Raw genomic sequence first — 26,398 nt, 5'->3', positions numbered from 1 at the left:
TGTCAGATACATAATTCTTTGGTTTTGTTTCTGGTTATTCATTTATTTAAACAATCACCAAAGCATAAATGCCTGAAATATTGACTGATGCTTATTTATTATTCACATTTGTTTTTAAACAAGCTCTTAATCCAATTAGGGATCAGTTGCTATCTGATAACTCAATACGATTTGATTCCGATTCATTGGGATATAAGTGGAGCTATTGATTCATATGGCAGTCCTTCAGTCAGTCTGATAATACCATTATTATCTCTTATAACGTGGGGTATGATTTTTTTTGTCAAGAATCACCCAGACTGGTGGAATGTCCGAAATGAGATAAAAAAATCGGCCGCCGGAATTTCAATCATCAGACAGATGTTTGATTGCATGACCGCATGGAGCATGATTTTGATGACATTCCTGATGTATAGTATGCTACGTGGTAAGTTATTTCTGATCGGTTTGATGTTCATATTTGCATTATTGGCATGCATCATTGTTTTCTTTATAAAAAGAATCAACTGTCCGGATAAGGAGTCATAGTAAGATTTTGTGTGATTTTGGTCGGTCACCGCAGCATTTTTCTACCGGAATATTATAAATTATGATTATTTTGCTTATTTTTGCGGAAACTCTGCGCCGGAACCCGGTTTAGAGTTTTCTAAAAACAGCTTCTTAACCCCCTGAATCAATACCCAAATCAAACTAATCAATTCGTTATGTTCAAAGACCAACCCAAAGGCCTTATTCCTGCTGCACTCAGCAACATGGGCGAGCGATTCGGCTACTACATCATGAATGCCGTCTTAGTCCTCTTCCTCTGTTCGAAATTCGGACTCTCGGAGGAGACCAGCGCGCTTGTCTACTCGTTCTTTTACGCCGGCATCTATCTGCTCAGTCTTGTGGGCGGTGCCATTGCCGACCGCACCCAGAACTACAAGGGGACCATCATCAACGGTCTCATTATCATGACCCTCGGTTATGTGATTCTCTCGATTCCTATCCTCTCCACTTCCGACAACATCTCATGGCTGCTGCCGATGACCTGTTTCGCCCTCTTCCTCATCGCCTTCGGCAACGGTCTTTTCAAGGGCAACCTCCAGGCCATCGTGGGTCAGCTCTATGACAATCCCAAATATGCTTCGAAGCGCGACTCCGGCTTCCAGATATTCTATGTGTTCATCAACGTGGGCGGCCTGGTGGCTCCCTTCGTGGCCCCGATGCTCCGCAGCTGGTGGCTCGGCGTGCACTCTCTGGCCTACAACGCCAAGCTCCCGGCCCTCTGCCATGAGTATCTGAGCGTGACCGACTCAATGAGCACCGAGAACCTCAACAACCTCTATGCCCTCATCACCGAGACCGGAGGCAACGCCGCAGGTGACATCCAGGCCTTCTGCGCACAGTATCTCGATGTGTTCAACACCGGTATCCACTACTCGTTCATCGCCTCTGTCTGCGCCATGCTCCTCTCGCTCCTGATCTTTGTGAGCGTCAAGAAAAACCTCCCCACCCCCGGCAAGAAAGCCAAGGCCGAGGGAGTGCGCATCTCCGACGAGGAACGCCGCGCAATGGCCAAGGAGATCAAGCAGCGCATGACCGCCCTCTTCGCAGTGCTCGGAGTGGTGATCTTCTTCTGGTTCTCATTCCACCAGAACGGCACATCGCTGTCGCTCTTCGCCCGCGACTTTGTCGACACCTCATCCATCGCGCCTGAGATCTGGCAGGCAGCCAATCCCTTCTTCGTGATCATACTCACCCCGCTTGTAATGCTCATGTTCAGCGCCCTGAGCCGCGCCGGCATCGAGATCTCCACTCCGCGCAAAATCGCCATCGGTATGGGTCTGGCCGGCATGGCCTTCCTCTTCCTGGCCCTCTATTCATATTTCGAAGCCTATCCCTCAGGCATCGAGTTCCGCGAACTTCCCAACGCGATAGCTGCCACAATGAAGGCCGGTCCGTGGGTGCTCCTCCTGCTCTACTTCTTCCTGACCGTGGCCGAGCTCTTCATCTCGCCCTTAGGCCTCTCGTTTGTGTCGAAAGTCGCTCCCGCCCACATGCAGGGTCTCTGTCAGGGTCTCTGGCTCGGCGCCACCGCCCTCGGCAATCTTCTGCTCTGGATCGGCCCGCTGATGTATAACAACTGGCCGCTGTGGATCTGCTGGAGCGTCTTCCTCGCAGTCTGCATCATCTCGATGGGCGTCATGTTCGGCATGGTAAACTGGCTCGAACGTGTCACCAAAGCATAAATAACTGATGCTCGATAATAACTGAATTCTCACCCCGGAGAGGACCCCTCACAGCGGTCCTCTCCGATATTTTGCAAAAATCGCCATGTTCAAAAACCAACCGGCAGGCCTCTATGTGCTTGCGCTCGCCAACACCGGCGAACGTTTCGGCTACTACACCATGCTTGCCATCTTCCTGCTCTTCCTGCAGGCCAAATTCGGCCTTGACTCCACCGTGTCGGGCCAGATCTACGCGGGCTTCCTCGCCCTTGTCTATTTCATGCCTCTGATAGGCGGCTGGGTGGCTGACAAATGGAGCTTCTCCAAGTGTGTGGTCACAGGTCTGGCCGTCATGTTTGCCGGCTATATGGTCATGGCCATCCCGACTGACATCCGCAGCACCACCTCGCTCGTGATACTCTGCGCCGCACTCGTGCTCATAGCCTGCGGCACAGGCCTTTTCAAGGGCAATCTCCAGGTGATGGTGGGCGATCTCTACAACGAAGCCCGCTACAGCGGACAGCGCGACGCGGCCTTCTCGCTCTTCTACATGGCCATCAACATCGGCTCGATGTTTGCCCCGATGGCGGCTACAGCCATGTGTAACCTCGCCATGAAGGCGCAGGGCCTGACCTATGCGGCATCGCTGCCCGCTATATGCAACGCCTATCTCGACGGTGCGGAAAACGGTGCAGAACTCATAACCACCGCGGCCGACCACGGCATGAACGCCGGGACTGACCTCGCGGCTTTTGCCACAAACTATATCTCGACCCTGTCGACAGGCTACAGCTATGCTTTTGCCATTGCCTGCGGCTCGCTCATAGTCAGCTTCCTGATCTATTTCCTCGGACGCCGCACCTATGCCCATATCCTCACCGACAAGAAGCAGCCCGGAGCGGCAAAGGCTGTGGCTGAAAGCGGCCCGGAACTCACTCCGGCGCAGACCAGGCAACGAGTGGTGGCACTGCTGCTCGTCTTCGCAGTGGTGATCTTCTTCTGGATGGTGTTCCACCAGAACGGCGCTACGCTGACGGAATTCGCCAAGAGCTGCACCTCGCCCGAAGCCGGAGGCTGGACCCGCATCGGATTCAATGTGTGGGCTCTTCTGAGCATCGCCGTAGGTGTCTATGCAGCCTTCAATCTCTTCCAGTCGAAGGGCACTCTCAGCCGCGTGATCTCGGTTGCCATCATCGGCCTGGTGGGCTGGGCGCTCTGGTATTTCTATTCTGTGACACCCGATCCGCTCACCGGCATCCAGCCGCAGGAGTATCAGCAGTTCAATCCATTCTATGTAGTGGCTCTCACCCCCTTCTCGCTTGCCTTCTTCGGCTGGCTGGCCAAGCGCAAGAGCGAGCCTTCGGCTCCCCGCAAGATCGGCTACGGCATGATCATGGCCGCCGTGGCCTACGGCGTGATGCTCGTCGGTTCGCTGGCCATCACCGGCACCTCGGCATCAGTGTCGCCCAACTGGCTTATTTCCACTTATCTGCTGCTGACTTTCGCTGAGCTTCTGCTTTCGCCGATGGGCATCAGTTTTGTCAGCAAGGTGGCTCCTCCGAAACTCAAAGGCTCGATGATGGGCGGTTGGTTCGCGGCTACGGCTGTGGGCAACTATCTGGTGTCGATCCCGATGCTCCTCTGGGGCAAGATTTCGACGGCGATGCTCTGGGGTATCCTTGTGACCATCTGTCTTGTTTCGGCCGCTTTCATCTTCTCTATCATGAAGAAGCTCGAAGCCGCGACTTCCGATTCTCCTGCGCCGGCTGATGCCGACCTGCTCGAAACCGTTGAAGACGAGGCGATCTGATCACGGGGACGGCCGGAGACCCATATTGGCGAACGCATACCCACGATGGGGCCGTCCGGAACGGTAAATCGGTGTCCTCGTCCGGACACCTCATTTACGTGAATATATTTTACCCCCGACACCTGCGCGCTCTGCGCTGCGGTGTCGGGGGCTACTATTAAATCGGTGTCCTGGCGGACACCCGCTACCCGCAAGACCATCAGGGGGACACATCGGCGGACAACATCCGCCTGCGGGGGCGTCCGGAGGACGCATATTGGCAGACGCACACCGTCAGCGGGGCCGGATGGGCGTCCGGAGGACGCGGATTTACTCGTAGCCCGTGACACCGCAGCGCAGAGCGCAAAGGTGTCACGGGTTAGCTATTCATCTTGCATTGGGTGTCCGGTCGAGGACACCGATTTACGGTTCCGAATGGGATGCGGACGGGAATGTCAAGACTGAGGGACGGGCTCGGCGATGGGGGCTCCGATTTAACATGCCTTTTGACCTTTTAGCGGAGTTTGTGATCCGCAACGAATGCCAATCGGGGATTTTTTTGTAATTTTGCAGTAACGAAAAGGATGACGCTGCGATATTCAGAATTGTTTTTCACGATTATTAACACGATGTGTGCTTCCAAGTGACATGTCGATGTCCGAAAAGCTAAGTATAGCCTCATCCCACCAGACTCTGTCAGGCTGTGATCAGCCGTGCAGTAACAGCGTATAAAAAACTGAAGTCGTCTTGACTTCAATTTCCAACAGTTTCCAAGAATATTTACTTTCATAAACCGTCAGTTGAATTGAACAGATCAAAAATTTTTGGCCGCCGTCTCTCTCCCGCAGTCACAATCTCGCTCATCCCTCTCGCCTTTCTGCTCGTTACCCTCATTTCGGTAATCATTGCCCGTGGCGCCGATGCCGTTTCGGAACTCGGCCCGTGGATACTGCTGACGGCGGCGGCTCTCTCGCTCGGTCTCAGCGCCATAGGGGGTATTGCCACCCGCCGGAGCCTCATCACCGGGCTGCGCCGCAGCGCCATCCAGATTCTTCCGGCTGTGCCGATTCTGATCTGCATTGCCACCGTGGCCACCACCTGGATGCTTTCAGGGGTGGTGCCAACGCTCATATCCTACGGGCTTCATCTGCTGTCGCCTAAGTTCTTTCTGATAATCACCTGCGCGGTATGTTCGGTGATCTCCGTGGCTACGGGCAGTTCATGGACCACTATCGCCACCATCGGCGTGGCCTTTTTGGGAATAGGCGAAGTGATGGGCTACAGCGATCCCTGGATTGCGGGTGCTATAATCTCAGGGGCCTATTTCGGCGACAAGGTCTCTCCGCTGAGCGACACTACGGTGGTGGCCTCGTCGACGGCCGGAGTGGATCTCTTCGACCACATACGCTATCTGATGTTCACCACTGTGCCGGCCATGACCATAGCACTGCTGGTGTTTCTGACCGTGGGTCTGACCTCCAGTCTGTCACCCTCGCCGGAGTCGGCTCCGCTGCTCGATGCGCTCGGATCGACGTTTAATCTCTCGCCCTGGACAATGGCTATTCCGGCACTGACACTTGTGCTGATCATCATGCGAGTAAAGACGATCTTTGTGCTGACCGCGGCCACGATTTTCGGCGCGGCGGGCATTTTCCTGCTCCAGCCGCAGCTGTCAATTGGCGCGGCCGATCTGCTGCCTGCGCTCTGGAACGGGTCATCGCTGTCGACCGGCAATGGGGCTCTTGACGAGCTCTCAGCTACCGGCGGCATACTCGGTATGCTCCCTACGGTCTATCTGGTGCTCAGCGCCATGATTTTCGGATCGGCCATGATAGGCACAGGTATGCTCACAAGTCTTACCGAGGCGTTTACCAGCCGCCTGCGCCGCCGCACGGGGATTGTAAGCGCCACCGTGGCGAGCGGTCTGGCCATGAACTGCGCCACTGCCGACCAGTATCTCTCGCTCATTATCACAGGCAACATGTATCGCCCGCTCTATCGCCGCAACCGTCTCGAAGCCAGGCTTCTCAGCCGTTCGATGGAAGATTCGATCTCGGTGACTTCGGTGCTGATACCGTGGAACTCCTGCGGCATCACCCAGTCAACGGTGCTTGGTGTGAGCACCTTAGCCTATGCGCCCTGCTGTATCTTCAACATACTGACCCCGCTGATGAGCATACTCATTGCCAGACTCGGATTCAAGATTCCGGTGGTGGCCCCGAAAGTTCCGGCCTATAACTGAGCGGGGCAAACCAAGTCAGGTTCCCGCATGTTAGAGGTTGTTTAAAAACAATAGTTAAAATCTGAGTGGTGTATCTTTTAGATAAATTGTTGCAAATGAGGATGGAGCATAGCGAGCTATGTGACTGACGAATTTCAACAATTTAGCAAAAGAGACACCAAGGCTCAGGTAACTTAAAAAATTCTCAAACATGAAATTACTAAAAGAAAAAAAGATAATACCCTCGCCTGCGAAAGTTTTGGGCGCCTATGACTCTTCATCTCAGTCATATAGCTCGCTATATTCCTTCGATTCAGAGCCATATCCACCTCAAAACTTTCGCTCAGATTTTAACTATTGTTTTTAAACAACCTCTTAATCAATTGACAATACAACTATCTGCAATCAGAGTACATGCCGGATTTTTCAACTATATTAATAGCGCTGCTGCTGACCCTCTTCGCCGGACTTTCGACCGGAATCGGGGCCATGATCTCGTTTTTCACCCGCCACACCGACACCCGCCTGCTGGCCGGGGCGCTGGGGCTGTCGGCCGGTGTAATGATCTATATTTCCTTCATGGAGCTAATGCCGGAAGCCTCCGAGGGATTGGCCACGGTCATGTCAGAGCGGACGGCTGCGGCTGCAATGCTCGCGGCGTTTTTCGGAGGCATAGGCCTGATAGCGCTGATAGACTGGCTCGTACCTGCCGATGAGAACCCTCACGAAGCCCATTCGATGGAGGAGCTTTCAGACAGCGGCAGCCACCACAAGATGAAACGCACCGGCATAATGCTCGCGATGGCCATAGGCATTCACAACTTTCCGGAAGGCATGGCCACTTTTATCTCGGCTCTCGACGGGCTCGAAATGGCACTGCCGATTGTCATAGCCATAGCCATACACAATATTCCGGAGGGGATAGCCGTGTCGGTGCCGATCTACCACTCTACGGGCAACCGGCGCAAGGCTTTTTTCTATTCGCTCTTGTCAGGGCTGGCTGAACCGGCTGGCGCACTGGTAGGCATGGCTTTTCTGCTGCCGTTCTGGTCGCCGGTGGTCAATGCCGTCTGTCTGGCCGTGGTTGCGGGAATAATGGTCTACATAGCCTTTGACGAACTTCTTCCCGGCGCCGAAAGTTTCGGGCATCACCACCTGTCGCTCATAGGCGTGGTGGTAGGGATGGCGCTCATGGGCATCACACTGGTCATACTCTGAAGCCTTCGGCGCGCGCACACATAGCCATGTCAAGCGCCACGGCATCCTCGTAGTTGGCTCCGATCCGGCGGTCGGCTTTCTCCATCACGCCCGGCATGGCATTGTCAACCGCCACGGCATCGTCAGCCACGGCAAACATCGAAAGATCGTTGAGATTGTCGCCATAGACCGTCACTGTGTCGGCACCGATCTGCCGTGCGAGTTTCCCGATGGCCGCGGCTTTGCTTACGCCGGCCGCAAAGACTTCAAGGTAGGCCACATCGGGGTTGAAGATGTCGCGGTAAGAAGATACTGAAAGGCGACCGTCGGCCATCAGTACTGCGGCCACCGACTCGATGGCCCTGCCCTCTCCCACGGCAAAAATCAGTACCGTTCCGGCCAGTGGCTCCTCATAGGCGTGAGGATCATCGAAGATAAAACGCTTGCGGGTGAGGCCGCAGCGCTCTTCATAGAACTTCCATTCGCGCGAATTCATGCGTCCGTTGTGGTAGACCTCAAGCATGGTGTTGTCACGGAGCACGTAGACAAATGGATTGACCCCATGCTCGCGGCAACAGCACATCACCCTCCAGGCCGCATCGGCTTCGGGATACATGACATCCATGTAACGCTGGCTGACGCGGTCCCACATAGCGGCACCGGTCATTACGATGGCAGGTATATTAATATATGTGTCTTCGAGGAGCATCTCGACTGTAGCCGGAGTGCGGGCCGTTGCTACGGTCACCGGAACTCCAGACTTTGAGAGCCGAGAGATTATCTCCGCGCTTCTTGAACTGACTCGGCTGTCGCGTCCAAGCAGAGTCCCGTCCATATCGGTCACATACAGATGTTTCATTCGTTCTTACTATTGCATTAGAGGTTTGTTTCTAAACGGCCTCCTTAATTCGGCATCCCTTTCAGATGCAAAGTTACGTCAAATTTACGCTCTTTTCAACATCTGCGAGAGATCTTTGAGTGGTGTGTAGACCATTTTTTCATCTATTTCTCTATTTTTGGCTAAATATTGTTAAATATACGCTATGATATGCAAATGTTCCAATTTTAATCCTTACATTTGCATGTGTGTTTTTCATAGTATTAGATTAAGATAAAGGTTTAAAAAGGAAAGGAGATGTCGTGAGACATCTCCTTTTTTATCTATCCGCCAGTGAAACACCGGAGAGGTTCCGGCAAATATCGGGTCAGCGGTGGCCTGTCTGTTTTTCAAATGTCTATTTTTCAAAGCAGTCATTAAGAAACGTAAACTAAAAAAAGTTGCAATTGAGCGCAGGATATTCTAATTTTGCACTTTGAATTATAATCAGTCCATTATTTTCATTATTCCCTCATTCAAAAAATGAAACATCTTGACCTTATTCTTGCCGAGAAGCTCCTGAAGATCAGCGCAATCAAACTGCAGCCTGACAATCCTTTCACCTGGGCATCCGGCTGGAACTCACCCATCTACACGGACAACCGCAAGACTCTCTCTTATCCCGATGTCCGAAACTTCATCAAGGTCGAGCTCAGCCGCATCATCCTCGAAAACTTCGGTGATGTCGATGCCATAGCAGGTGTGGCAACAGGAGCTATCGCCCAGGGCGCGCTCGTGTCAGACACCCTTGGCCTCCCCTACGTCTATGTCCGCTCAACCCCGAAAGACCACGGACTCGAAAACCTCATCGAAGGCGATCTGCGCCCCGGCCAGAAAGTAGTGGTGATAGAAGATCTCGTGTCGACCGGCGGCAGCAGCCTCAAGGCTGTGGAGGCAATCCGCAACGCCGGCTGCGAAGTGATCGGCATGGTGGCTATCTTCAGTTATGAATTCCCCGTGGCCACAAAGCGCTTCAAAGATGCCAATGTCAACCTCATCACCCTTTCGAACTATTCGGCACTCATCACCGCCGCTCTCGAATCAGGCTTCATCCACGAGAACGATGTAGACACTCTGAAGGAATGGCGCAAAGATCCCTCTCTCTGGACTCCCGCCGCTTCTACTGAGGCTGAATAAGCAGCAGAACACTCAAAAAAACGTAATAACCCCATCAGAAGCCACCCGATCAACGGCTGTCAGCCCTCGGTCAGGTGGCTTTTTTCAAAATCTTCACCCCGAACCAATGGCAACCTACACCGGCAAACCCGTAACCCTGCCCCGCCCCATCAACCAGATCTACGAAAAAGTAGCAGACCTGTCGCAATACCGCGACCTCGTAGAGCAGCTTCCCGCCGAACAGCGCGAACAGCTCAACGGAGTGGAATTCGACGGCGAAACCGTGCGCATGGACGCACCTTCGATCGGCCAGATCGTGTTCCGCATCAGCGAGCGCACAGCTCCCACCCACGTAGGCTTCGCAGCCGAAGGCTGCCCCGTGCCTCTTTCGCTCAACATCAACCTTAAGGAAGAGGGCCCGGAATCAACCGTGCTTACTCCGGCTATCAAGATAGAGATTCCCCCGATGCTGCGCCCGTTTATCGGCAACAAGCTCCAGGAGGCCGCCAACAAATTCGGCGAAGTCTTCACCTCGCTCTTCAAGTAAGAGATCTTTACATATATATATAAGCAACTCTCCAAGACAGACATGACAATCCGTCCACTCCTCCGGATTCCCGCCCTTTTGACAGCGCTCGCCGCCTCAGCGGTGACGGGCGCGCTCGTTTCATGCGAGTCGGTCGACGATGACCGCATCCCCTATGCGGAGGTGCGGCTGACTTTTCTGACCGTTGGCGACTGGAATATCCACGGCGTCAAAGGCGATGCCGCTGACTCGAAACGCTATATCTTTACTTCCTCTGAAAGAATTCCTGCCGATTTCCCATACACGGCTCTTGACCGCACCGGTTTCGGAGGTCTGCTGCTGGCCACTGATGTGCTCGGCGAGCTTTATGTCTATGACCTCGCCTGCCCGGTGGAGGCGCGTCCGACTGTGCGCATCGAGGTAGCTCCGGGGGCAACCGAGGCCCGCTGTCCGCAGTGCGGGAGCACTTTCGACATCTACGGAGCCACACACGGCAATCCGCTGACCGGCCCTGCCGCTGACCGCGGCTATGCTCTGAGGCGCTACCACGTGCATTCAGGCGGTCCGACCGAATACCGGGTCATCACCCGATGATTATTTTATTTCAAAAATTTTGTTATATTTGTATTCAATTATAATAAAGATATGGCACGACCAATTCAAGATACCCCTATCCTAAGTGGAGAAGATGCCCGTCGGTTCGTTGAGCTGATGAATACCCCACGTCCGGAAACCACCGAACGTAAAGCCCAGATCAAGGCGGCCTATGATACAGTCATAAAAATGTTAGCCCGTAATCAGAAAAAATGAATTTTGAAGAATTTTATCGTGATTATGGCATACGTAAACTCGATTTAAAAGAGTACATCACAGCTTTTTCATGTGGTGATGATGACTTAGATGACTTTATCCTAAACGATGCACCCTTATACAGAGAGGCTTTATTGGCTGTTACCTATATCATTGAACGGAATTCTGACAAAAAAGTAGTCGGTTATTTCAGCCTTGCAAATGACAGAATCACGATTAAAGACTTTCCGTCTAACAACGAATTTAATAAATTCCGCAGACATAGGTTTGTCAATGAAAAAAGACTGACAAATTATCCCTCTGTAAAATTATGTCGCTTTGCATTAAGCAATGACATCAGAGGAAAGCACATCGGCTCTATATTGTTGGATTTCATGAAACGATATTTCGTATCAGACAATAAAACCGGATGTCGGTTTATGACGGTAGACGCATATCGCACCGCAGAGGAATTTTATCTTAAAAACGGCTTCCTTTATCTCAATAGTACCGATAGCGAAAAACCTACACGTTTAATGTTTTATGACCTCATAAATCTCGAAGATTGAGGCTATCGGGGATTCTGGATGAGGTCGAGGGCGAATTCAAGGATGGTGTCTTTGCCTGAGAGGGCCTGGATGGGGTCCATGTCAACCGCACAGCCTTCTGTAGGCTCTACGCCTGATTCAGTGCTGCGCCCCTCGGCATCAAGCATGGAGCAGGCCGAAAAACGCACTCCCCATCCGTTAGGCAACTCGGAGGAATAGGGCATTCCGCTGCCGCCGCCGGTGGTGGCTCCGACCAGTCTGACTCCGGGCAGAAGTTTCATCACAGACGCAAAATTGTTGGCCGCAGAGAATGTAGACCGGTTTGTCAGCACTATGACCGGTTTGCCCCAGCGTATGCGGCCTATATCGGCGGGGTTATAGGTGATCTCCATAGGTTCCGAAAAAGCATCGTGGGCCGGACCGGTCTTGTGGGAGATGTAGCCCACCACGGTCGGGCGGGTGATGAAGCGGCTCACGAGAGTGCGCACGTTGGTCAGATCGCCTCCGCCGTTGTCACGGACATCAATGATCAGCCCCTGGGTATTTTTCAGGAAATAAAGCACATTGTCGAGATTGCCTTCTCCCACAGGGTTGGCGAAAGATCCGTAGTAGATATAGCCGACGTTCTCGCGGAGAATACCGTAGAGCATTCCGGAACTCTGGCGGTAGTTGAAGTTGAAATACGATTCCTCGATCAGGCGCAGCGAAAAGTTCTGCGGGTAGTCGCTCCACCATTTGCGATAGTAGGAGGTGTTGAATGCCGCCGAGAGGTTGACATGGCCGTCGCGCAGTTCGTCAAGCATGTCGGCGCAGACAATGAAAAGTTCTTCGCCCGTCATTTCAGGGCCGATGCGCCGGGCGTAGGTGTCATGTACGGCATCCCAGTCTATGTCTTTCTGGCTGAAGAAGCAGTAGTGTTCGTCAAGAATTGTCCAGAGTGCTTCGAAATTGCCGAGTGGATCATCGGCGTATTCACGGACATCGTGGCAGGAGCTCATGAAGGCCGAGAGAATCAGTGCGCTTATGATTGAGAGGGTTGATTTCATGAATGATCGGGAATGATGGGGGTGATGACGGGGTGAGCGTGGCGTGACGGCTGATCAGTAGAGCGCGCTGATCATGCTGACTTTCCGAGGAAGGCCCTTGCGCGGGTTGACTGACATCCATTCACCGCTGACACCGACTGAGAGCGCATGGGTGAATCTGTTGGTCACGAGATGGTTGACTTTCGATGAGAAGAGTGTGCCGTGGTAGCCCAGGCGCAGATTCGTCGATCCGAAGTGAAGATCGGCGCTCAGCTGATTGTCGAGCCTGAAATAGTTGCCCCACCAGGCGCAGTGAGTCAGGCCTGAATGGTCGCCGAGGTAGATCTCATAGTAGAGTTCGCCGTAGTCAGGCGAGAAGAAGAGGCCGGTGACCGGGAGTGTGGGCTGATAGGTGAAAGTAACCGGCAGGCGCCAGATGCGGAGACTGTATGAGGCGAATCCGGTCAGGTTGACAGTCAAGGCGGCTTTGGCCGAGGCCGGGTTGTTGCCGTTGCGGGGGTTGTAGAGGCAGCCGAGTTCGATTCCGGTTGATGCGCCGGCTGCAAGAGTGAGGCCTGTGAGCGGGCGGAATCTGCGCATCATACCCCAGTCGGCGGAGAGCATGATGTCCCACATCGATGCGTTGCGGGCGGGATTGTCGGTCTTGTCAACGCTGAGATTCATGTGCAGGCGCATGGTCCAGTCGCGCGGGGCGAAGCGCATGGCCTGATAGCGCTGATAGTCAAATCCGGCATGCCAGCCTTCATATCTCAGCGGAGTCAGATAGGTGTCAGTCAGGTGGGCCGAGCCATATTCCAGAGTATAGGCAGCAAAAACCGGACGCACTACGGTGGCGGCTGTATCTGCGTCGGCCACGGGCCGCATGCCGGAAGCCGGCAGGCAGAGCAGCAGCGAGGCGAGTGAGAGAAGTGCTTTTCGAACTTTCATTTCAGAGACTGTTTCAAGAGGGGTGTCAGAGTAGGTGTCCTAAAACAGACGGTGCTGTCCGGTGAGTTCGTCGCGCACCTCATCGTCGCTCTTCTCAGGTTCAGCCACGTCTTCAGACTCCTGATCGGCGCTTTCGGAGGATTGGCCCGGCTCGGCGTCATCTTCATCGAGGATATCCTCGGTCGCTATAGGTTCGAGTTCCGTGATATGGTCGATGGCGAAGGTTGTCAGGCGCTTGCCTTTGGCCTTGACAGATTTGACAGCGATAAAATCGCGGGCCACGATCTCCATAGCCGGGCGGAAAGAGTCGGCTCCGCCGAAGACTACCTCGACATGCAGGCCAGGCTCGTCACTGAGCAGCAGCAGCGATGACTTCTCGTTGTCGCCGAGATAGCGCTGTGGTTTTGCCGTGGGTTCGAAGGTGAAGCGCTTGATGTAGGGATATTTCTGGTCGGCATCATCGAGAATGGCGGTCCAGACCTTATGGGGGGCGAATTTCTCGATGCGCAGAATGTTGTCGGGATAATGGTTCGAGGCCTCGAAGGTGGATGTGTAGTACTCCCCGTTTTTCTGGATGACGAGCACAAGGTCGCCACTGTTGAATTCGCCGAGATATTCGCCGCGACCGTCATAGTTGAGGCGCATCACGTCAGGATCATACCAGACATCGCGTCCGCCCAGGGTCGAGCGGCCTTTCTCCTTGAGCGAGAAGCGGTGGACTTCGTTGCGGGTCACGATGTTGCCCAGCGAGGCTCGCCCCTTGATGTTGATTTTCGAGAAGTCGACGTCAAACTGCAGGGTCTTGAGCCTGAGTTTTGGCTTGAGGGTCACTTTGACCACCTCGGCCTCGCCGTTGGGGTTGACGGTGAACCAGCAGACGCGGCTTCCGGGTTTGCCGCCGGTGACGTTGTATTCCTTGTCGCGGGTGATGCCTGTGACAAAGAAGCGTTTCATATAATATGTGCCGCCCTTGCCGTCCTGATAGATGACATTGTAGACGGTGCGCTTGTCGTTGCGCTTGAACACGTCGACGTGAAGCACGTTCTTGTCAATGAACAGTTTTTCCTGGACTCTGACCACCTTGTAGCGTCCATCCTTATAGAAGATGATCACATCGTCGATCGACGAACAGTTGCATAGGAACTCGTCTTTTTTGAGCGAGGTGCCGATGAAGCCCTCCTCGCGGTTGATGTAGAGCTTCTCGTTGGCCTCGGCCACGGATGCCGCCTGGATATTGTCGAAGTTGCGGAGCACTGTCATGCGCGGGTAGGCATCGCCGTATTTGCGCTTGAGGTTCTCGTACCATTCAATGGTATAGTCGGTCAGGCGTTCCAGTTTGGAATTGAGATCGCTGATGCGGTCGTTGAAAGCCGCGATCTGCTCCTCGCATTTGTCGACGTTGAACTTAAGGATGCGCCCCATCTTGATTTCGAAGAGGCGGATGATGTCATCGTCGGTTATCTCGCGGATGAACTTGTCTTTGAATTTTTCGAGACGGCCGCGGATGTGCTCTATGGCCTGCGCCCGGCTCTCGCTTTCTTCGTAGCCCTTGTCCTTGTAGATGCGCTCTTCGATGAAGATACGTTCGAGCGATGCGAAGTGGAGCTGCTCGCGCACTTCGCCGAGCTGGATCTGCAGCTCCTTTCCGAGTATGGTGCGGGTTGAGTCTACGTTGTGGCGCAGCACATCGCTGACGCCTATGAAGTGGGGTTTGTTTTCGGAGATGACACAGCAGTTCGGCGAGATGGACACCTCGCAGTCAGTAAAGGCATAGAGCGCATCGATGGTCTTGTCGCTTGAGGTGCCGGGCTGGAGGTAGACGATGACGTTGGCATGTTCGCCGGTGTTGTCATCCACGCTCCTTATCTTGATCTTTCCTGCCTCCTGGGCCTTTACAATCGACTCGATGAGGGTGGCAGTGGTCTTGCCGTAGGGAATTTCGGTGATGGCGAGGGTCTTGTTGTCGATCTTCTCGATCTTGGCGCGGATTTTGACCACGCCGCCACGTTCGCCGTCGTTATAGCGCGAGACATCGATGAAGCCTCCGGTGTAGAAGTCGGGGTAAAGGGTGAATTCCTCACCGCGGAGATAGGCCACGGCTGCGTCTATGATCTCATTGAAGTTGTGGGGCAGGATCTTCGAGGAGAGACCTACGGCGATACCCTCGGCTCCCTTGGAGAGCAGAAGCGGGAATTTTACGGGCAGAGTTACGGGCTCTTTCTTTCGTCCGTCGTAGCTGAGAGTCCAGTCTGTGACCTTGGGATTGTAGACCACGTCGAGAGCAAACTGCGAGAGCCGCGCCTCGATATATCGGCCTGCAGCGGCCGAAGCACCGGTCAGCGTGTTGCCCCAGTTACCCTGAGTCTCCACCAGCAGTTCTTTCTGTCCGAGCTGCACGAGGGCCTCGTATATGGAGGCATCGCCGTGGGGATGGAACTGCATGGTGTGGCCCACGATGTTTGCCACCTTATTGAAGCGACCGTCGTCGAGCAGCTTCATGGCATGGAGGATGCGCCGCTGCACGGGCTTCAGACCGTCCTCGATGTTGGGGACGGCGCGTTCAAGAATCACATAGCTCGCATAGTCAAGAAACCAGCTCTGAAACATGCCGCGGAGCTGATGGCGGATGGTGTCGTTTGACGTGTCGACAATTATCCGCGGATCAAATCCGTCTTTGCGCACGGGCTGTGTTTCTTCCCGGCTTTCTTCAGGGTCGTCTATAGCATCTGGTGTGAATGTATCCTCGCTCATAATTTTGTGGTGGAAACAGAATTGGATTACTGATTAGGCAAAGATACGAAATTTTTGGTGTTGATGCAAACCGCATTTCGACCGTCAACGAGGGGCCAGGCTACAGGCGCGGCGCATTGTAGCAAATTGTCAGCCATGATGGCTGTTTCTGCCAAAATATCACCCAAAAGCGCCTTTTGAAAACAATTTGTTGTAAAATATGTTAAATTAATATGCTTTTATCGCCGCGGATTTGGAGGTTATCCAAAAAGAGCTTACCTTTGTAACGTGTTTTTCATGGTATTAGATTTAAGGTTAACTAAGATTGGTTGTCGAGAGACAATCAATTTTTTATTATCTAATCCTCAACAACTTGCCCCGCCGCCTGCAAGCAGGAAGCGGGGCAAGTTGCTTTTTATGGATTATCGGAGTTGGCTATTGCTCCGGGACGACTGCGTTCAGTGACTGCGGAAGCCAGACAGCCATCTGACCGGGTCCGCGATGCGCCCAGGCATAATAAGGTATGAGAGTCAGGCTGATATCTTCAGACACGAGACGGCCATCAGCGCCATATCCGAGCTTTTGGGCATCTGCCACGAGTCGGACTATGCCGCAAAGCTGTCCGGGGGCATTCTCCACTCTGATTTCAGGATGGCGGTTCAGAAGTACTGAAGGCAGATTAAATTTGTTGTCAGGCCATTCGGCACAATATACAAGCGGACCTCGCTCCAGGCAGATGCGTCCGCTGTCGGCCACTACATGGCTGTCGGCTTTAACCGTGCGGGGCTCCATGTCGAAATGTATCTCCACCCGGTCACCTTTTTTCCAATTTCGGTCAATGGCAAGATAACCGTTTTCAAGCTCTCCGCCGGCATTTCGCCCATTGATCTTCACATGCCAAGAGGGATTCTTGCCGTCGGTGTATGCGTAGAGATCACTCGGAACCGGCCTGTTGACAACCCAGCCGGGGATGCGTATCATCATCCTGAAGCGGCCGGCCTTATTGCTGTCAACGGAGAGCGATATGTCGCCGTTCCAGGGATAGGCGGTATTCTGGCTGAGATCAAGCCGCTTGCCGGCCACATCGAGCCGGGCCGTGTTTGACATGAAGAGGTTGACATATACGTCGCGGTCTCTTACGGCATAGACATAGCCTGGCAGCGAGGGTATGAAGCGACAGATGTTTGACGGACAGCACGCACATCCAAACCAAGGGGCGCGCTGATGCTGCCCTGCCGACTCAAGCGGATTGGGATAGAAAAAACTTCCGCCGTCAAGCGAGACCCCAGATATAAGTCCGTTGTACAAGGTGCGCTCAAGCACGTCATAGTATTTCGACTCGCCATGCAGCAAGAAGAGCCTGTGGTTTACATATACATTGCCGATGGCCGCGCATGTCTCGCAGTAGGCCGACATGTTAGGCAATTCGAAGTTTGCTCCGAAAGCTTCGCCGTCAGCAGTAGCGCCTATGCCGCCGGTAATATAGTATTTCATCCCCACAATATTATTCCAAATCCGGTCGATGGCCTTTATGTAAGCCGAATCACCGGTAAGAGCGGCAACATCAGCCATTCCGGCATACATATATGCCGCCCTGACAGCATGACCCACGGCTTCGTCCTGCTCCGTGACCGGCTTGTGGGCCTGACTGTAGGCATCGCGCCGAGAAGTACGGCCACGTTTGTCGAGAAAGAATGCGGCCTGGTCGAGATATTTTCTGTCACCGGTGACGAGATAGAGTCTGGCAAGAGCCATTTCTGCAATCTGATGTCCGGGCACAAGCGTCAGCTGCCCAGGCTTGTCGCCGATGGCGCGGCACACACAGTCGGCATATCTGACAGCAATGTCAAGAAAGTTACGTTTGCCCGTGGCCTGATAGTGAGCCACGGCTCCATCCACCATGTGGCCGAGATTGTAGAATTCATGGCTGAGTTCCTCAACCTTCTCCCAGCGTTTTGACCCGGCCCATTTGTGAGGATGCTCAGGGTTCATGGTACGGCTTGTGTAAAGATATCCGTCCGGCTCTTGAGCTGCGGCCACTATGACGAGTATGCTGTCGATGTAGTGTTCGAGTTTTTTGTCGGGATATGTCTGCAGCAGATAGCTTGCTCCTTCAATGGTCTTGTACACATCGGTGTCATCAAATGAAAATCCACCGACAGCAATAGTGTCTGAAGGATTGGCGGCATTGACAAAATTTCTATATCGCCCTGACTCCTCACACTTGGAGAAGGCAAGTGGAATGGTGACTTCTCGACTCGCTTTCAGCCTCTGCCACCAGAAGCCATCGGTCACCCGGACTGATGTGAACGGAACCGGATCAATAGGGTAGCCATGCGCCGGTCTTGACGAAGCAGCACAGACCGCAGTCATCGCTACGGCCAGCAGCAAAAGGTTAATAATTCTTTTCATAGAAGATTCTGCATGAAATGTATATGACTACCGCAAATGTAGCTAAAAAATTGCAGTTTTTTACTTATCTTTGCATAGAAATGGCCGCAGGCGGCCGCCCGTAAACCACACACGATCACACATGCAACAATTCGTTCACCTACACGTACATAGCCAGTATTCCCTGCTTGACGGGCAGGCTTCTGTCACCGGTCTTGTAGACAAGGCGATGGATCTCGGTATGCCTGGATTCGCGCTGACAGACCACGGCAACATGTTCGGTGTCAAGGAATATTTCAACTACGTCAACAAAGTCAAAGGCAAGTATAAAGGCAAGCTGTCCGACCTTAAGAAGAAGATCGAGGAGGCACCCGAAGGGGAGGCCGAGAAGATCGGCGCCGAACTGGCTCCGGAAATCGAGAAGATAGAGCGCAAGCTTGCGTTTAAACCGATTTTCGGCTGCGAGATGTATGTGGCCAAAGGCTCTCTGACCGACCGCTCTGACAAGACCGACAAGGGACGCCACTTGGTGGTGCTGGCCAAGAACCTGAAGGGCTACAAGAATCTTATCAAGATCGTGTCACAGGCCCATACAGACGGCTTCTATCATCACCCGCGAACCGACAAGGCCGCGCTTGCCGCCCACCGCGAGGGGCTGATAGTCTGCTCGGCCTGTCTCGGCGGCGAGATTCCGAGGCTGATAGCCACCGGACAGCTCGACGAGGCCGAGAAGCAGGTGATATGGTTCAAGGAAACCTTCGGCGACGACTACTACATAGAGCTTCAGCGCCACAAGACCAACGACCCCAACGCCAACCGCGAGACCTACGTGGAGCAGGAGCAGGTGAATCCGGTGCTGATCGATCTGGCACGCAAGCACGGCATCAAGATCATAGCCACCAATGACTCGCACTTCATCAACGCTGAAGACGCCGAGGCGCATGACCGCCTGATCTGCATCTCGACCAACAACTATGTGGCCGACACCACCCGTATGCGCTATTCAAAGCAGGAGTGGTTCAAGTCACAGGCCGAGATGGCGGCTGTGTTCCCCGACCTGCCTGAGGCGCTTGAAAACACCCTGGAGATTCTTGACAAGGTAGAGATCTACTCCATAGACCATGCGCCTATCATGCCCTTCTTCGAGATTCCGGCCGATTTCGGCACGGAGGAGGAATATCGCAGCCGCATCACCGAGCAGGAGCTTTTTGACGAGTTCACGCAGGACGAAAACGGCAACGTGGTGCTCTCGCCAGAAGCCGCTCAGAAAAAAATTGACAAACTTGGTGGCTACGACAAGCTCTACCGTATAAAATTCGAGGCCGACTATCTGTCGAAACTCGCCTACGAAGGGGCCGAACGCCGCTACGGGTCGCCTCTGACAGCCGAGCTGGAGGAGCGCATCAAGTTCGAGCTTTATATAATGAAGACAATGGGCTTTCCGGGCTACTTCCTCATAGTGCAGGACTTCATCAATGTGGCCCGCCACAAGCTCGGAGTCAGCGTAGGGCCGGGCCGCGGATCGGCTGCGGGAAGCGTTGTGGCCTACTGTCTGGGCATCACGCAGGTCGACCCCATCAAATATGACCTTCTTTTCGAACGATTCCTCAACCCCGACCGAATCTCGCTGCCTGATATCGACGTCGACTTCGATGACGACGGGCGCGCCGATGTGCTCCACTATGTGACCGAGCGCTACGGAGAGGAAAAGGTGGCCCACATCATCACCTTCGGCACAATGGCTGCCAAATCGGCCATCAAGGACGTGGCCCGCGTCGAGCAGCTGCCTCTGCCCGAAAGCAACCGCATAGCCAACCTCGTGCCCAAGCGTATGCCTGACGGCCCTGACGGCAAGACGCTGAAGACCAACCTCAAGAACTGCTATCAGTACGTGCCTGAGTTCGCTCAGGAGCTCGGTTCGAACAATCCGCTCATACGTGAGACGCTCGAATATGCCAAACGGCTCGAAGGAAATGTCCGCAACACCGGCGTTCATGCCTGCGGTGTGATCATCTGCCGCGACCCGATCACCGACTGGGTGCCTGTGGCTACGGCCGTTGACAAGAGCGTCGACTCGAAGGAGAACGACAAGATGATCGTCACCCAGTATGAAGGCTCGATCATCGAGGACACAGGCCTGATCAAAATGGACTTCCTCGGCCTGAAAACCCTCTCTATCATCAAGGAAGCGATCTCCAACATCAGGCAGACCCGCGGAATCGAGGTAGACATCGACAATATTGACATCAACGACCCGAAGACATATGAACTCTACAGTCTCGGCAACACGGTAGGCACTTTCCAGTTCGAGTCGGCCGGTATGCAGAAGTATCTGCGCGAGCTCCAGCCCTCTACGTTCGAGGACCTCATAGCCATGAATGCCCTCTACCGTCCGGGACCTATGGACTATATCCCTGACTTCATTGCCCGCAAACACGGCCGCAGCCCCATCACCTATGACATTCCGGTGATGGAAAAGTATCTTAAAGACACTTACGGCGTGACTGTCTACCAGGAACAGGTCATGCTCCTGTCGCGCCTGCTCGCCAACTTCACCCGCGGCCAGAGCGACACGCTCCGCAAGGCTATGGGCAAGAAGCTCATCGACAAGATGAACGAGCTGAAAGGCCTCTTCCTCAAGGGGGGCCAGGCCAACGGCCACGATCCGAAGGTGCTCGAAAAGATCTGGGCCGACTGGGAAAAGTTCGCATCATATGCCTTCAACAAGAGTCACGCCACCTGCTATTCGTGGGTTGCTTTCCAGACCGCATGGCTCAAAGCAAACTATCCGTCGGAATATATGGCGGCGATCCTTACCCGCAACCGCTCTGACATCAACAAGCTCACCGGCTTCATGGACGAGTGCAAGCGCATGAAGATCTCGGTGCTCGGCCCGGATATCAATGAAAGCTTCATGGAATTCGGTGTGAACTCCCACGGAGATATCCGCTTCGGACTTGCGGCCATCAAGGGTGTGGGCGAAGGGGTGGTCAAGGCCATCATAGAAGAGCGCAAGGCCGGCGGTCCGTTCGAGTCGATCTACGACTTCGTGGAGCGAGTGCCCTCACAGGGCATCAACCGCCGCCTGATGGAGAATCTTATCTATGCAGGTGCCTTTGACAGCTTCGAAGGCATCAAGCGCGAGGATTTCTTCGGCACCAACCAGCGCGGCGAGGTATTCGTGGAAAGTCTCGTGCGCTATGGCCAGGCTTTCCAGGCCGACAAGACCAAGTCTGCCATGTCGCTCTTCGGCGATGATGCCGAGCTTTCCACTTCGGGACGTCCGCCGGTGGTTCCACAGGCCGAATGGCCCGCAGCCACCCTGCTTGAACGCGAGCGCGAACTGGTGGGCATGTATCTCTCGGCCCACCCGCTCGACCCTTATTACATGGAACTGAACTATGGAACATCTTGCACCATCAAGGGCTTCAACGAGTTTGCTCCCGTGGAGGGAGTTGACCTGACCTTCGGAGGCATGGTGGTGGAATTCACCAGCCGCCCGTCGAAACGCGGAGGGCAGTTCGGCATACTGAAGATAGAAGACTATACGGGCAGCGCGGAGTTCATGCTGTTTGATGAAAACTACATCAACTTCCACAACTACGGAGTGCCCGGCACACCTATATTAATAAGCGGACGCTACGAGCGCCGATATGCCAACTCCGACCCGCGCTTCAACATCACTAACATACGCCTGCTGAGCACAGTGAAGGGGCAGCTGGTCAACAGCATCACAATCGATCTCCCGGCCGACAAGCTCACCCAGCACCTCAAGGAGCTCATCGAGGAGGAGATCCGCAGCGACACCAATGCCAAGGGCGAACTCTCGTTCCGCATCTTCGACCCAAAGATCAACCGCTCGCTCCATCTTTCATCGTCGCGGCGCATACCGATCTCGCGCAAGCTTGTCGACACCCTGACCGAGGAAGATATCAGCTTCTCCATCAACGATTAGCGGTCTGCCTCAGGACCGCTAAGCAGAATAGTGGCCGCAAAAGTTGGAAATATCAAGGAAATTCCTACCTTTGTATCGGCCAATCCGCTTCCCGGACGGCTTCGTGATCAAAATCCTTAAAACCTTAAAAATCAACTAAAAATAAACTGTCATGACTTTTACCGATCAGAACGTACACGACATTATCGCTTCCGGCAAACCAGTAGTAATCGACTTTTGGGCTACCTGGTGTGGTCCCTGCCAGCGCATGGCTCCCGTGGTTGAAGAACTTGCCGAAGAATACAAAGACACTGTAGCCATAGGCAAATATAACATCGAGGAAGAGAATGATCTTACTACCCAGTACCGCATCATGTCAATCCCCACTATCCTCTTCTTCAAGAACGGCGAACAGGTCCGCGATCTCCGTCTCGCAGGCGCTCAATCAAAGGAGAATCTCGAAAAGCAGATCAAAAAGCTCATCGAGCTCTAAGAAATTATCCAATAGGGTGTTAAAAACCGCACCTTGATTTTACCCGCATGGCGGTCCATCTGCCGACCAACAAAATAACAGTCCGCGGCGACTTCAGTTAGATGAAGTCGCCGCGGTTTTATTTCGGATTCCTGGGCCATCCGGGGCGGTAAATCGGTGTCCTCGACCGGACACCACATTTGTTTGATTGTCTTTCACCCCCGACACCTGCGCGCTTTGCGCTGCGGTGTCGGGGGCTACGAGTAATTCGGTGTCCTGCCGGACACCCGCTAACCTCAGCCCCTCCGGAACCCGTCTTGTATGATCCCTGCCATCCCCGCGACCATGCGGATGCGGTCACGCATTGTACCCGCCGTCCCGCGACCGTGCGGATGCGGGTATGTTGTTCCCCGGCATCCGCGAGATCATGCGGATTCCAGAATGGGATGTCCGTCAGGACATCGGTTTACTCATAGCCCGTGACACCTGCGCGCTTTGCGCTGCGGTGTCACGGGTTTGTCATCTCCCCGGCATGTGGTGTCCGCCAGGACACCGATTTACGGCTCCGGATGGGCTACCATCCGCATTATCGCACTCTTTCGTGGACCGGGTGTTGTATATTTGCAAAAGTTCTTTCCGATATGGATTTTCAGAGGGTGACTCTGACGGGAGCTGAGTCAGGGTTTAGGATGATGAACTGTGCGTGGCCGTTGAAGGCGGGAATGGTGAAGCTTTCCGGGGCGGTTCCGGGGGCGGGACGTTCCTGTCCGCGGAAGGCCGGGTCGCCGTTGCCTGCGCCAAGCAGCCTCAGGCCGTCGGTCAGTGAGATTGTGACCGGCTGACAGGCATCGGGCACGAAGCGGCCTTTGCTGTCGACAAGGCTGACATTGATCACCTGCAGCCCATCTTCAGACCAGGCACATTCCGCAATGGCCTTAACGGCCTGACCGGTGGTCTCGATGCGCTTGGTGAGCACCTTGCGGCCATCTTTATAGCCTATGGCCTCGACGCGACCGGGACGGTAGACAGCTTTCCATGACAGATGGCCGTTGCGGGGCATCGGCTTGCGTCCGAGGCTCTTGCCGTTGACGCGCAACTCCACCTCATCCATGTTGGAATAGGCCCAGAGGTCGATCTCCTCACCTTCATGCCCCCGGAGGTTCCAGTGGGGGAAGATGTGGAGTGTGGGTTCGTCGGTCCACCATGATTTCAGATACATGGCTTCGTCTTTCGGGAATCCGCAATAGTCGAGAATGCCGAATTCCGAGCCTACGGCGGGATATTCGAGCGGGTTGGGCTCTCCGCGGTAGTCAAAGCCGGTCCAATAGAAAAGGCCACCGAGCCAGGGGCGCTCGTCATAGAACTTCCATCCGCGTTCAATGCGGTTGAGACAGCTGTCGGCCGGATCGGGTGTGCGGTTGAGGGAGGCCATGCGCCCGTTGGCGCGGTCGTCGAAATAGACGCCGCGGGTGCCGCAGCCTGATGTTTCCTCAGATCCGTAGGCCGAGCGCGCGGGATAGTCGGCACGGTGGCGGTCGACCGGATTCTGCATCATATAATTGTAGCCTGCCACATCAGCGGGTATCACCGGCTTCGGTCCGCTGCTTGTGGCGACGGTCATCTGCCGTGTGGGGTCAAGCCGATGGGCCACATCGCGCAGTTCATCGACTATGCGGACACCTTTTTCATCCCATTCCACGCCCCACTCCTCGTTGCCTACGCTCCAGAGAATTACGGAGGGATGGTTGCGGTCGCGGTCAATCATGCTGCGAAGCTGGCCGGTGTGATAGCCGTTGATGCCGAGCAGGCGGTTTTCCTCGATGACCAGAATGCCGAGCGAGTCACAGGCGGCGAGTACTTCCGGGGTCATCGGATTGTGGCTGGCGCGGTAGGCGTTGACACCGTATTTCTTCAATTCCTTGAGGCGATAGACATTAAGAGCATCGGGTATTCCGGCTCCAACACCGGCATGGTCCTGGTGCATGTTGACACCCTTGAGTTTCACAGGACGGCCGTTGAGCATGAAGCCTCGGTCGGGATCAAACTCCGCGCGACGGAAGCCTGTGACGATATCTTCGGCTGATACGGAGCGACCATCGTCGAGACGGAGCCGCAGTGTGTAGAGGGTGGGGTTTTCAATATCCCATTCGGTCAGCGAGGCGGGATGCAGGGTGAGCTGCCAGGCGCTTTCGGCTTCAGGAGCGGGGAGATCGGTCAGGGTGATGCGCTCAGAGGCTACGGGAGAGCCCGCGCGGTCAATCAGTTCGGCAGAGAGGGTCCACTTCTCGCCTGGAGCGGGGCTGAGGCCGTGGAGCTTGTTGGCCACGCGGCCGCTGACTTTGATTTCGGGTCCGGCACCGGGAGTATAGACCGTAGCAACGGAGTTGGGGTTGATGTGGCGCGGTTCGCTGATGTCGAGCCAGGCATGGCGGTAGATGCCGCCGCCTTCATAGAACCAGCCTTCCTCCAGAGTGGCGTCGGAGCGGACGGCTATGACATTGTCGCCGCCGAAATTGACATAGGGGGTCACGTCGTAGCGCTGTCCGACATATCCGCTCGGCTCGCCGCCGAGATAGAATCCATTGAACCAGACTTTGCTGTCGCGGAAAATGCCGTCGAACACGAGAGAAATGCGTTTGGCCGAGTCGGCAGCCGCCACGGGGAGCACTTTGCGGTACCAGCCGACAGACGAAGCGGGATATTTATAGCCCACGGTCTTGTAACCGTGGCTGTGGCTTGCATCCTTTTCAAAAGGAAGGTCGACCACGAAGTCGAAGGGGAGGTCGATGCTGACCCATGCCGAATCGTTGAATTTCACGGCGTAAGGCCCCGTGTTATGGATCGAGGCTGCTTTGGTCAGATAGTTGAAATATTCTGTTCCGGCCCCGAAATCCTTGGCCGGGTCGGTGTTGCCGAAGGCGAAGCGCCATCCGCCATCAATATTCACAAGTTCGGCCGCCAGCGGAAAAGCCGTGGCCAGAGCCAATGATACGATCAGTTTCTTCATGAGAGGTTTGCAGTTGCAGAGAGATATATAGAGTAGGAAAAACAGCCTGAGGAGGGAGGAGTGCGAGAGTCGGTGAGTCAGCCCGATCAGTCGTCGTAAGTGACCGGGAGCACCCGCGAGATGCTGTGGTCAAGCGAGATGAGGGTCTCTGTTCCGGTTACGCCGGGTATCATCTGGATCTTGTCGTTGAGGAGTTCCATCAGGTGCTCGTTGTCGCGGGCAAAGAGTTTGATGAGCATGGAGTATGGACCGGTGGTGAAATGACACTCCACGATCTCATGTATCTTTTCAAGCTCCGGCACTACCTCGCGATACATGGCTCCGCGCTCAAGATTGACACCGATATATGTACAGGTGCGGTAACCAAGCACTTTCGGATCGACATTGTAGCCTGAGCCGGTTATAACATTCAGGTCGATCATACGCTGGATGCGCTGGTGGATAGCCGCGCGTGAGACTCCACATTCCGTTGCCACGTCTTTTGAGGCTATCCTCGCGTTTCTCATAATGATCTCCAGGATCTTACGGTCTAAATTGTCAATTTTTTCCATTAGCATGTACTCTATAAGCAGGCTTTGTCCGATCCAAGCGTTGAACAATCCAAATCTTTACTCATGT

At 54.3% G+C, this 26,398-nt stretch carries 19 protein-coding genes; 12 read left to right on the top strand and 7 right to left on the bottom strand.

Annotated elements, in window-relative coordinates; all coding sequences use genetic code 11:
- Positions 1-87 precede the first annotated feature (87 nt).
- From C5O23_RS14630 to zupT, 5 genes are all read left to right on the top strand, one after another.
- Positions 88-528, top strand: a complete 441-nt coding sequence (locus C5O23_RS14630; protein WP_107031183.1) for a DUF1648 domain-containing protein — start codon at positions 88-90, stop codon at positions 526-528.
- A gap of 176 nt (positions 529-704) precedes the next feature.
- The gene (locus tag C5O23_RS01490) at positions 705-2,231 is read left to right on the top strand and encodes a peptide MFS transporter (protein WP_107031182.1); all 1,527 of its coding nucleotides are present in this window, start codon (positions 705-707) and stop codon (positions 2,229-2,231) included.
- An 85-nt stretch (positions 2,232-2,316) separates the two neighbouring features.
- Complete coding sequence (locus tag C5O23_RS01485) at positions 2,317-4,020, top strand: peptide MFS transporter (RefSeq protein WP_107031181.1); 1,704 nt, start codon at positions 2,317-2,319, stop codon at positions 4,018-4,020.
- Positions 4,021-4,804: 784 nt separating this feature from the next.
- On the top strand, positions 4,805-6,241 hold the full coding sequence (locus C5O23_RS01480) for a Na+/H+ antiporter NhaC family protein (protein ID WP_240597562.1): 1,437 nt from the start codon (positions 4,805-4,807) through the stop codon (positions 6,239-6,241).
- A 393-nt stretch (positions 6,242-6,634) separates the two neighbouring features.
- Positions 6,635-7,438 (top strand): zinc transporter ZupT, encoded by an 804-nt coding sequence (gene zupT, locus C5O23_RS01475; protein ID WP_107031180.1) that lies wholly within the window; start codon positions 6,635-6,637, stop codon positions 7,436-7,438.
- Here zupT and C5O23_RS01470 read toward each other — a convergent pair.
- Positions 7,428-8,276: an HAD hydrolase family protein gene (locus C5O23_RS01470; RefSeq protein WP_107031179.1), complete on the bottom strand. Its 849-nt coding sequence runs from the start codon at positions 8,274-8,276 to the stop codon at positions 7,428-7,430. The two genes, zupT and C5O23_RS01470, sit on opposite strands and share 11 nt — an antisense overlap.
- Before the next feature lie 501 nt (positions 8,277-8,777).
- On the opposite strand from C5O23_RS01470, the gene pyrE reads away from it, so the two are divergent.
- The 5 genes from pyrE to C5O23_RS01450 all read left to right on the top strand — a co-directional run bounded on the left by pyrE (position 8,778) and on the right by C5O23_RS01450 (position 11,294).
- Entirely contained in the window at positions 8,778-9,431 is a 654-nt protein-coding gene (gene pyrE / locus C5O23_RS01465) for an orotate phosphoribosyltransferase (protein ID WP_107031178.1), read from the top strand.
- A 106-nt stretch (positions 9,432-9,537) separates the two neighbouring features.
- Positions 9,538-9,957: a hypothetical protein gene (locus C5O23_RS01460; protein ID WP_107031177.1), complete on the top strand. Its 420-nt coding sequence runs from the start codon at positions 9,538-9,540 to the stop codon at positions 9,955-9,957.
- 42 nt (positions 9,958-9,999) lie between these two features.
- Positions 10,000-10,530, top strand: coding sequence for a hypothetical protein (locus tag C5O23_RS01455; RefSeq protein ID WP_107031176.1), 531 nt, complete (start codon positions 10,000-10,002; stop codon positions 10,528-10,530).
- Positions 10,531-10,581: 51 nt separating this feature from the next.
- The gene (locus C5O23_RS14425) at positions 10,582-10,746 is read left to right on the top strand and encodes a hypothetical protein (protein ID WP_168181998.1); all 165 of its coding nucleotides are present in this window, start codon (positions 10,582-10,584) and stop codon (positions 10,744-10,746) included.
- Positions 10,743-11,294 (top strand): GNAT family N-acetyltransferase, encoded by a 552-nt coding sequence (locus tag C5O23_RS01450; protein WP_107031175.1) that lies wholly within the window; start codon positions 10,743-10,745, stop codon positions 11,292-11,294. Before C5O23_RS14425 ends, C5O23_RS01450 begins: the two co-directional genes overlap by 4 nt.
- Positions 11,295-11,296: 2 nt before the next feature.
- Here C5O23_RS01450 and C5O23_RS01445 read toward each other — a convergent pair whose 3' ends face one another.
- The 4 genes from C5O23_RS01445 to C5O23_RS01430 form a co-directional block, all read right to left on the bottom strand.
- A complete protein-coding gene (locus C5O23_RS01445) occupies positions 11,297-12,319 on the bottom strand; it encodes a S41 family peptidase (RefSeq protein WP_107031174.1) in 1,023 nt (340 codons plus the stop codon).
- Positions 12,320-12,373: 54 nt separating this feature from the next.
- A complete protein-coding gene (locus C5O23_RS01440) occupies positions 12,374-13,246 on the bottom strand; it encodes a DUF3316 domain-containing protein (protein ID WP_107031173.1) in 873 nt (290 codons plus the stop codon).
- A 39-nt stretch (positions 13,247-13,285) separates the two neighbouring features.
- A complete protein-coding gene (locus tag C5O23_RS01435; RefSeq protein ID WP_107031172.1) occupies positions 13,286-15,997 on the bottom strand; it encodes a DNA gyrase/topoisomerase IV subunit A in 2,712 nt (903 codons plus the stop codon).
- Positions 15,998-16,411: 414 nt separating this feature from the next.
- Entirely contained in the window at positions 16,412-18,349 is a 1,938-nt protein-coding gene (locus C5O23_RS01430; RefSeq protein WP_240597570.1) for a glycoside hydrolase family 127 protein, read from the bottom strand.
- Between the two features lie 160 nt (positions 18,350-18,509).
- Between C5O23_RS01430 and dnaE the strand changes: the two genes are divergently transcribed.
- Together dnaE and trxA are read left to right on the top strand one after the other, a co-directional pair.
- Positions 18,510-22,322 carry a DNA polymerase III subunit alpha gene (dnaE, locus tag C5O23_RS01425; RefSeq protein WP_107031170.1) on the top strand — a complete coding sequence of 1,271 codons (3,813 nt, stop codon included), beginning with the start codon at positions 18,510-18,512 and terminating at the stop codon, positions 22,320-22,322.
- Between the two features lie 151 nt (positions 22,323-22,473).
- The gene (gene trxA / locus C5O23_RS01420) at positions 22,474-22,794 is read left to right on the top strand and encodes a thioredoxin (protein ID WP_107031169.1); all 321 of its coding nucleotides are present in this window, start codon (positions 22,474-22,476) and stop codon (positions 22,792-22,794) included.
- A gap of 628 nt (positions 22,795-23,422) precedes the next feature.
- On the opposite strand, the gene C5O23_RS01410 is transcribed toward trxA, so the two are convergent.
- Both C5O23_RS01410 and C5O23_RS01405 read right to left on the bottom strand, forming a co-directional pair.
- A complete protein-coding gene (locus C5O23_RS01410) occupies positions 23,423-25,780 on the bottom strand; it encodes a glycoside hydrolase family 2 TIM barrel-domain containing protein (protein ID WP_107031167.1) in 2,358 nt (785 codons plus the stop codon).
- A gap of 86 nt (positions 25,781-25,866) precedes the next feature.
- Positions 25,867-26,331 (bottom strand): Lrp/AsnC family transcriptional regulator, encoded by a 465-nt coding sequence (locus C5O23_RS01405; protein ID WP_107031166.1) that lies wholly within the window; start codon positions 26,329-26,331, stop codon positions 25,867-25,869.
- Positions 26,332-26,398 lie beyond the last annotated feature (67 nt).

It is taken from the genome of Duncaniella muris, assembly GCF_003024805.1.
Lineage (GTDB): Bacteria > Bacteroidota > Bacteroidia > Bacteroidales > Muribaculaceae > Duncaniella > Duncaniella muris.
This window is presented reverse-complemented; position numbering and strand designations above follow the sequence as displayed.

Coding starts and splice junctions, on each gene's coding strand:
- C5O23_RS14630 (WP_107031183.1), top strand. CDS start 88: ATGCTTATTTATTATTCACATTTGTTTTTAAACAAGCTCTTAATCCAA.
- C5O23_RS01440 (WP_107031173.1), bottom strand. CDS start 13,246: ATGAAAGTTCGAAAAGCACTTCTCTCACTCGCCTCGCTGCTGCTCTGC.
- C5O23_RS01410 (WP_107031167.1), bottom strand. CDS start 25,780: ATGAAGAAACTGATCGTATCATTGGCTCTGGCCACGGCTTTTCCGCTG.
- C5O23_RS14425 (WP_168181998.1), top strand. CDS start 10,582: ATGGCACGACCAATTCAAGATACCCCTATCCTAAGTGGAGAAGATGCC.
- C5O23_RS01430 (WP_240597570.1), bottom strand. CDS start 18,349: ATGACTGCGGTCTGTGCTGCTTCGTCAAGACCGGCGCATGGCTACCCT.
- C5O23_RS01450 (WP_107031175.1), top strand. CDS start 10,743: ATGAATTTTGAAGAATTTTATCGTGATTATGGCATACGTAAACTCGAT.
- dnaE (WP_107031170.1), top strand. CDS start 18,510: ATGCAACAATTCGTTCACCTACACGTACATAGCCAGTATTCCCTGCTT.
- C5O23_RS01470 (WP_107031179.1), bottom strand. CDS start 8,276: ATGAAACATCTGTATGTGACCGATATGGACGGGACTCTGCTTGGACGC.
- C5O23_RS01460 (WP_107031177.1), top strand. CDS start 9,538: ATGGCAACCTACACCGGCAAACCCGTAACCCTGCCCCGCCCCATCAAC.
- pyrE (WP_107031178.1), top strand. CDS start 8,778: ATGAAACATCTTGACCTTATTCTTGCCGAGAAGCTCCTGAAGATCAGC.
- C5O23_RS01435 (WP_107031172.1), bottom strand. CDS start 15,997: ATGAGCGAGGATACATTCACACCAGATGCTATAGACGACCCTGAAGAA.
- C5O23_RS01445 (WP_107031174.1), bottom strand. CDS start 12,319: ATGAAATCAACCCTCTCAATCATAAGCGCACTGATTCTCTCGGCCTTC.
- C5O23_RS01405 (WP_107031166.1), bottom strand. CDS start 26,331: ATGGAAAAAATTGACAATTTAGACCGTAAGATCCTGGAGATCATTATG.
- C5O23_RS01455 (WP_107031176.1), top strand. CDS start 10,000: ATGACAATCCGTCCACTCCTCCGGATTCCCGCCCTTTTGACAGCGCTC.
- C5O23_RS01485 (WP_107031181.1), top strand. CDS start 2,317: ATGTTCAAAAACCAACCGGCAGGCCTCTATGTGCTTGCGCTCGCCAAC.
- C5O23_RS01490 (WP_107031182.1), top strand. CDS start 705: ATGTTCAAAGACCAACCCAAAGGCCTTATTCCTGCTGCACTCAGCAAC.
- zupT (WP_107031180.1), top strand. CDS start 6,635: ATGCCGGATTTTTCAACTATATTAATAGCGCTGCTGCTGACCCTCTTC.
- trxA (WP_107031169.1), top strand. CDS start 22,474: ATGACTTTTACCGATCAGAACGTACACGACATTATCGCTTCCGGCAAA.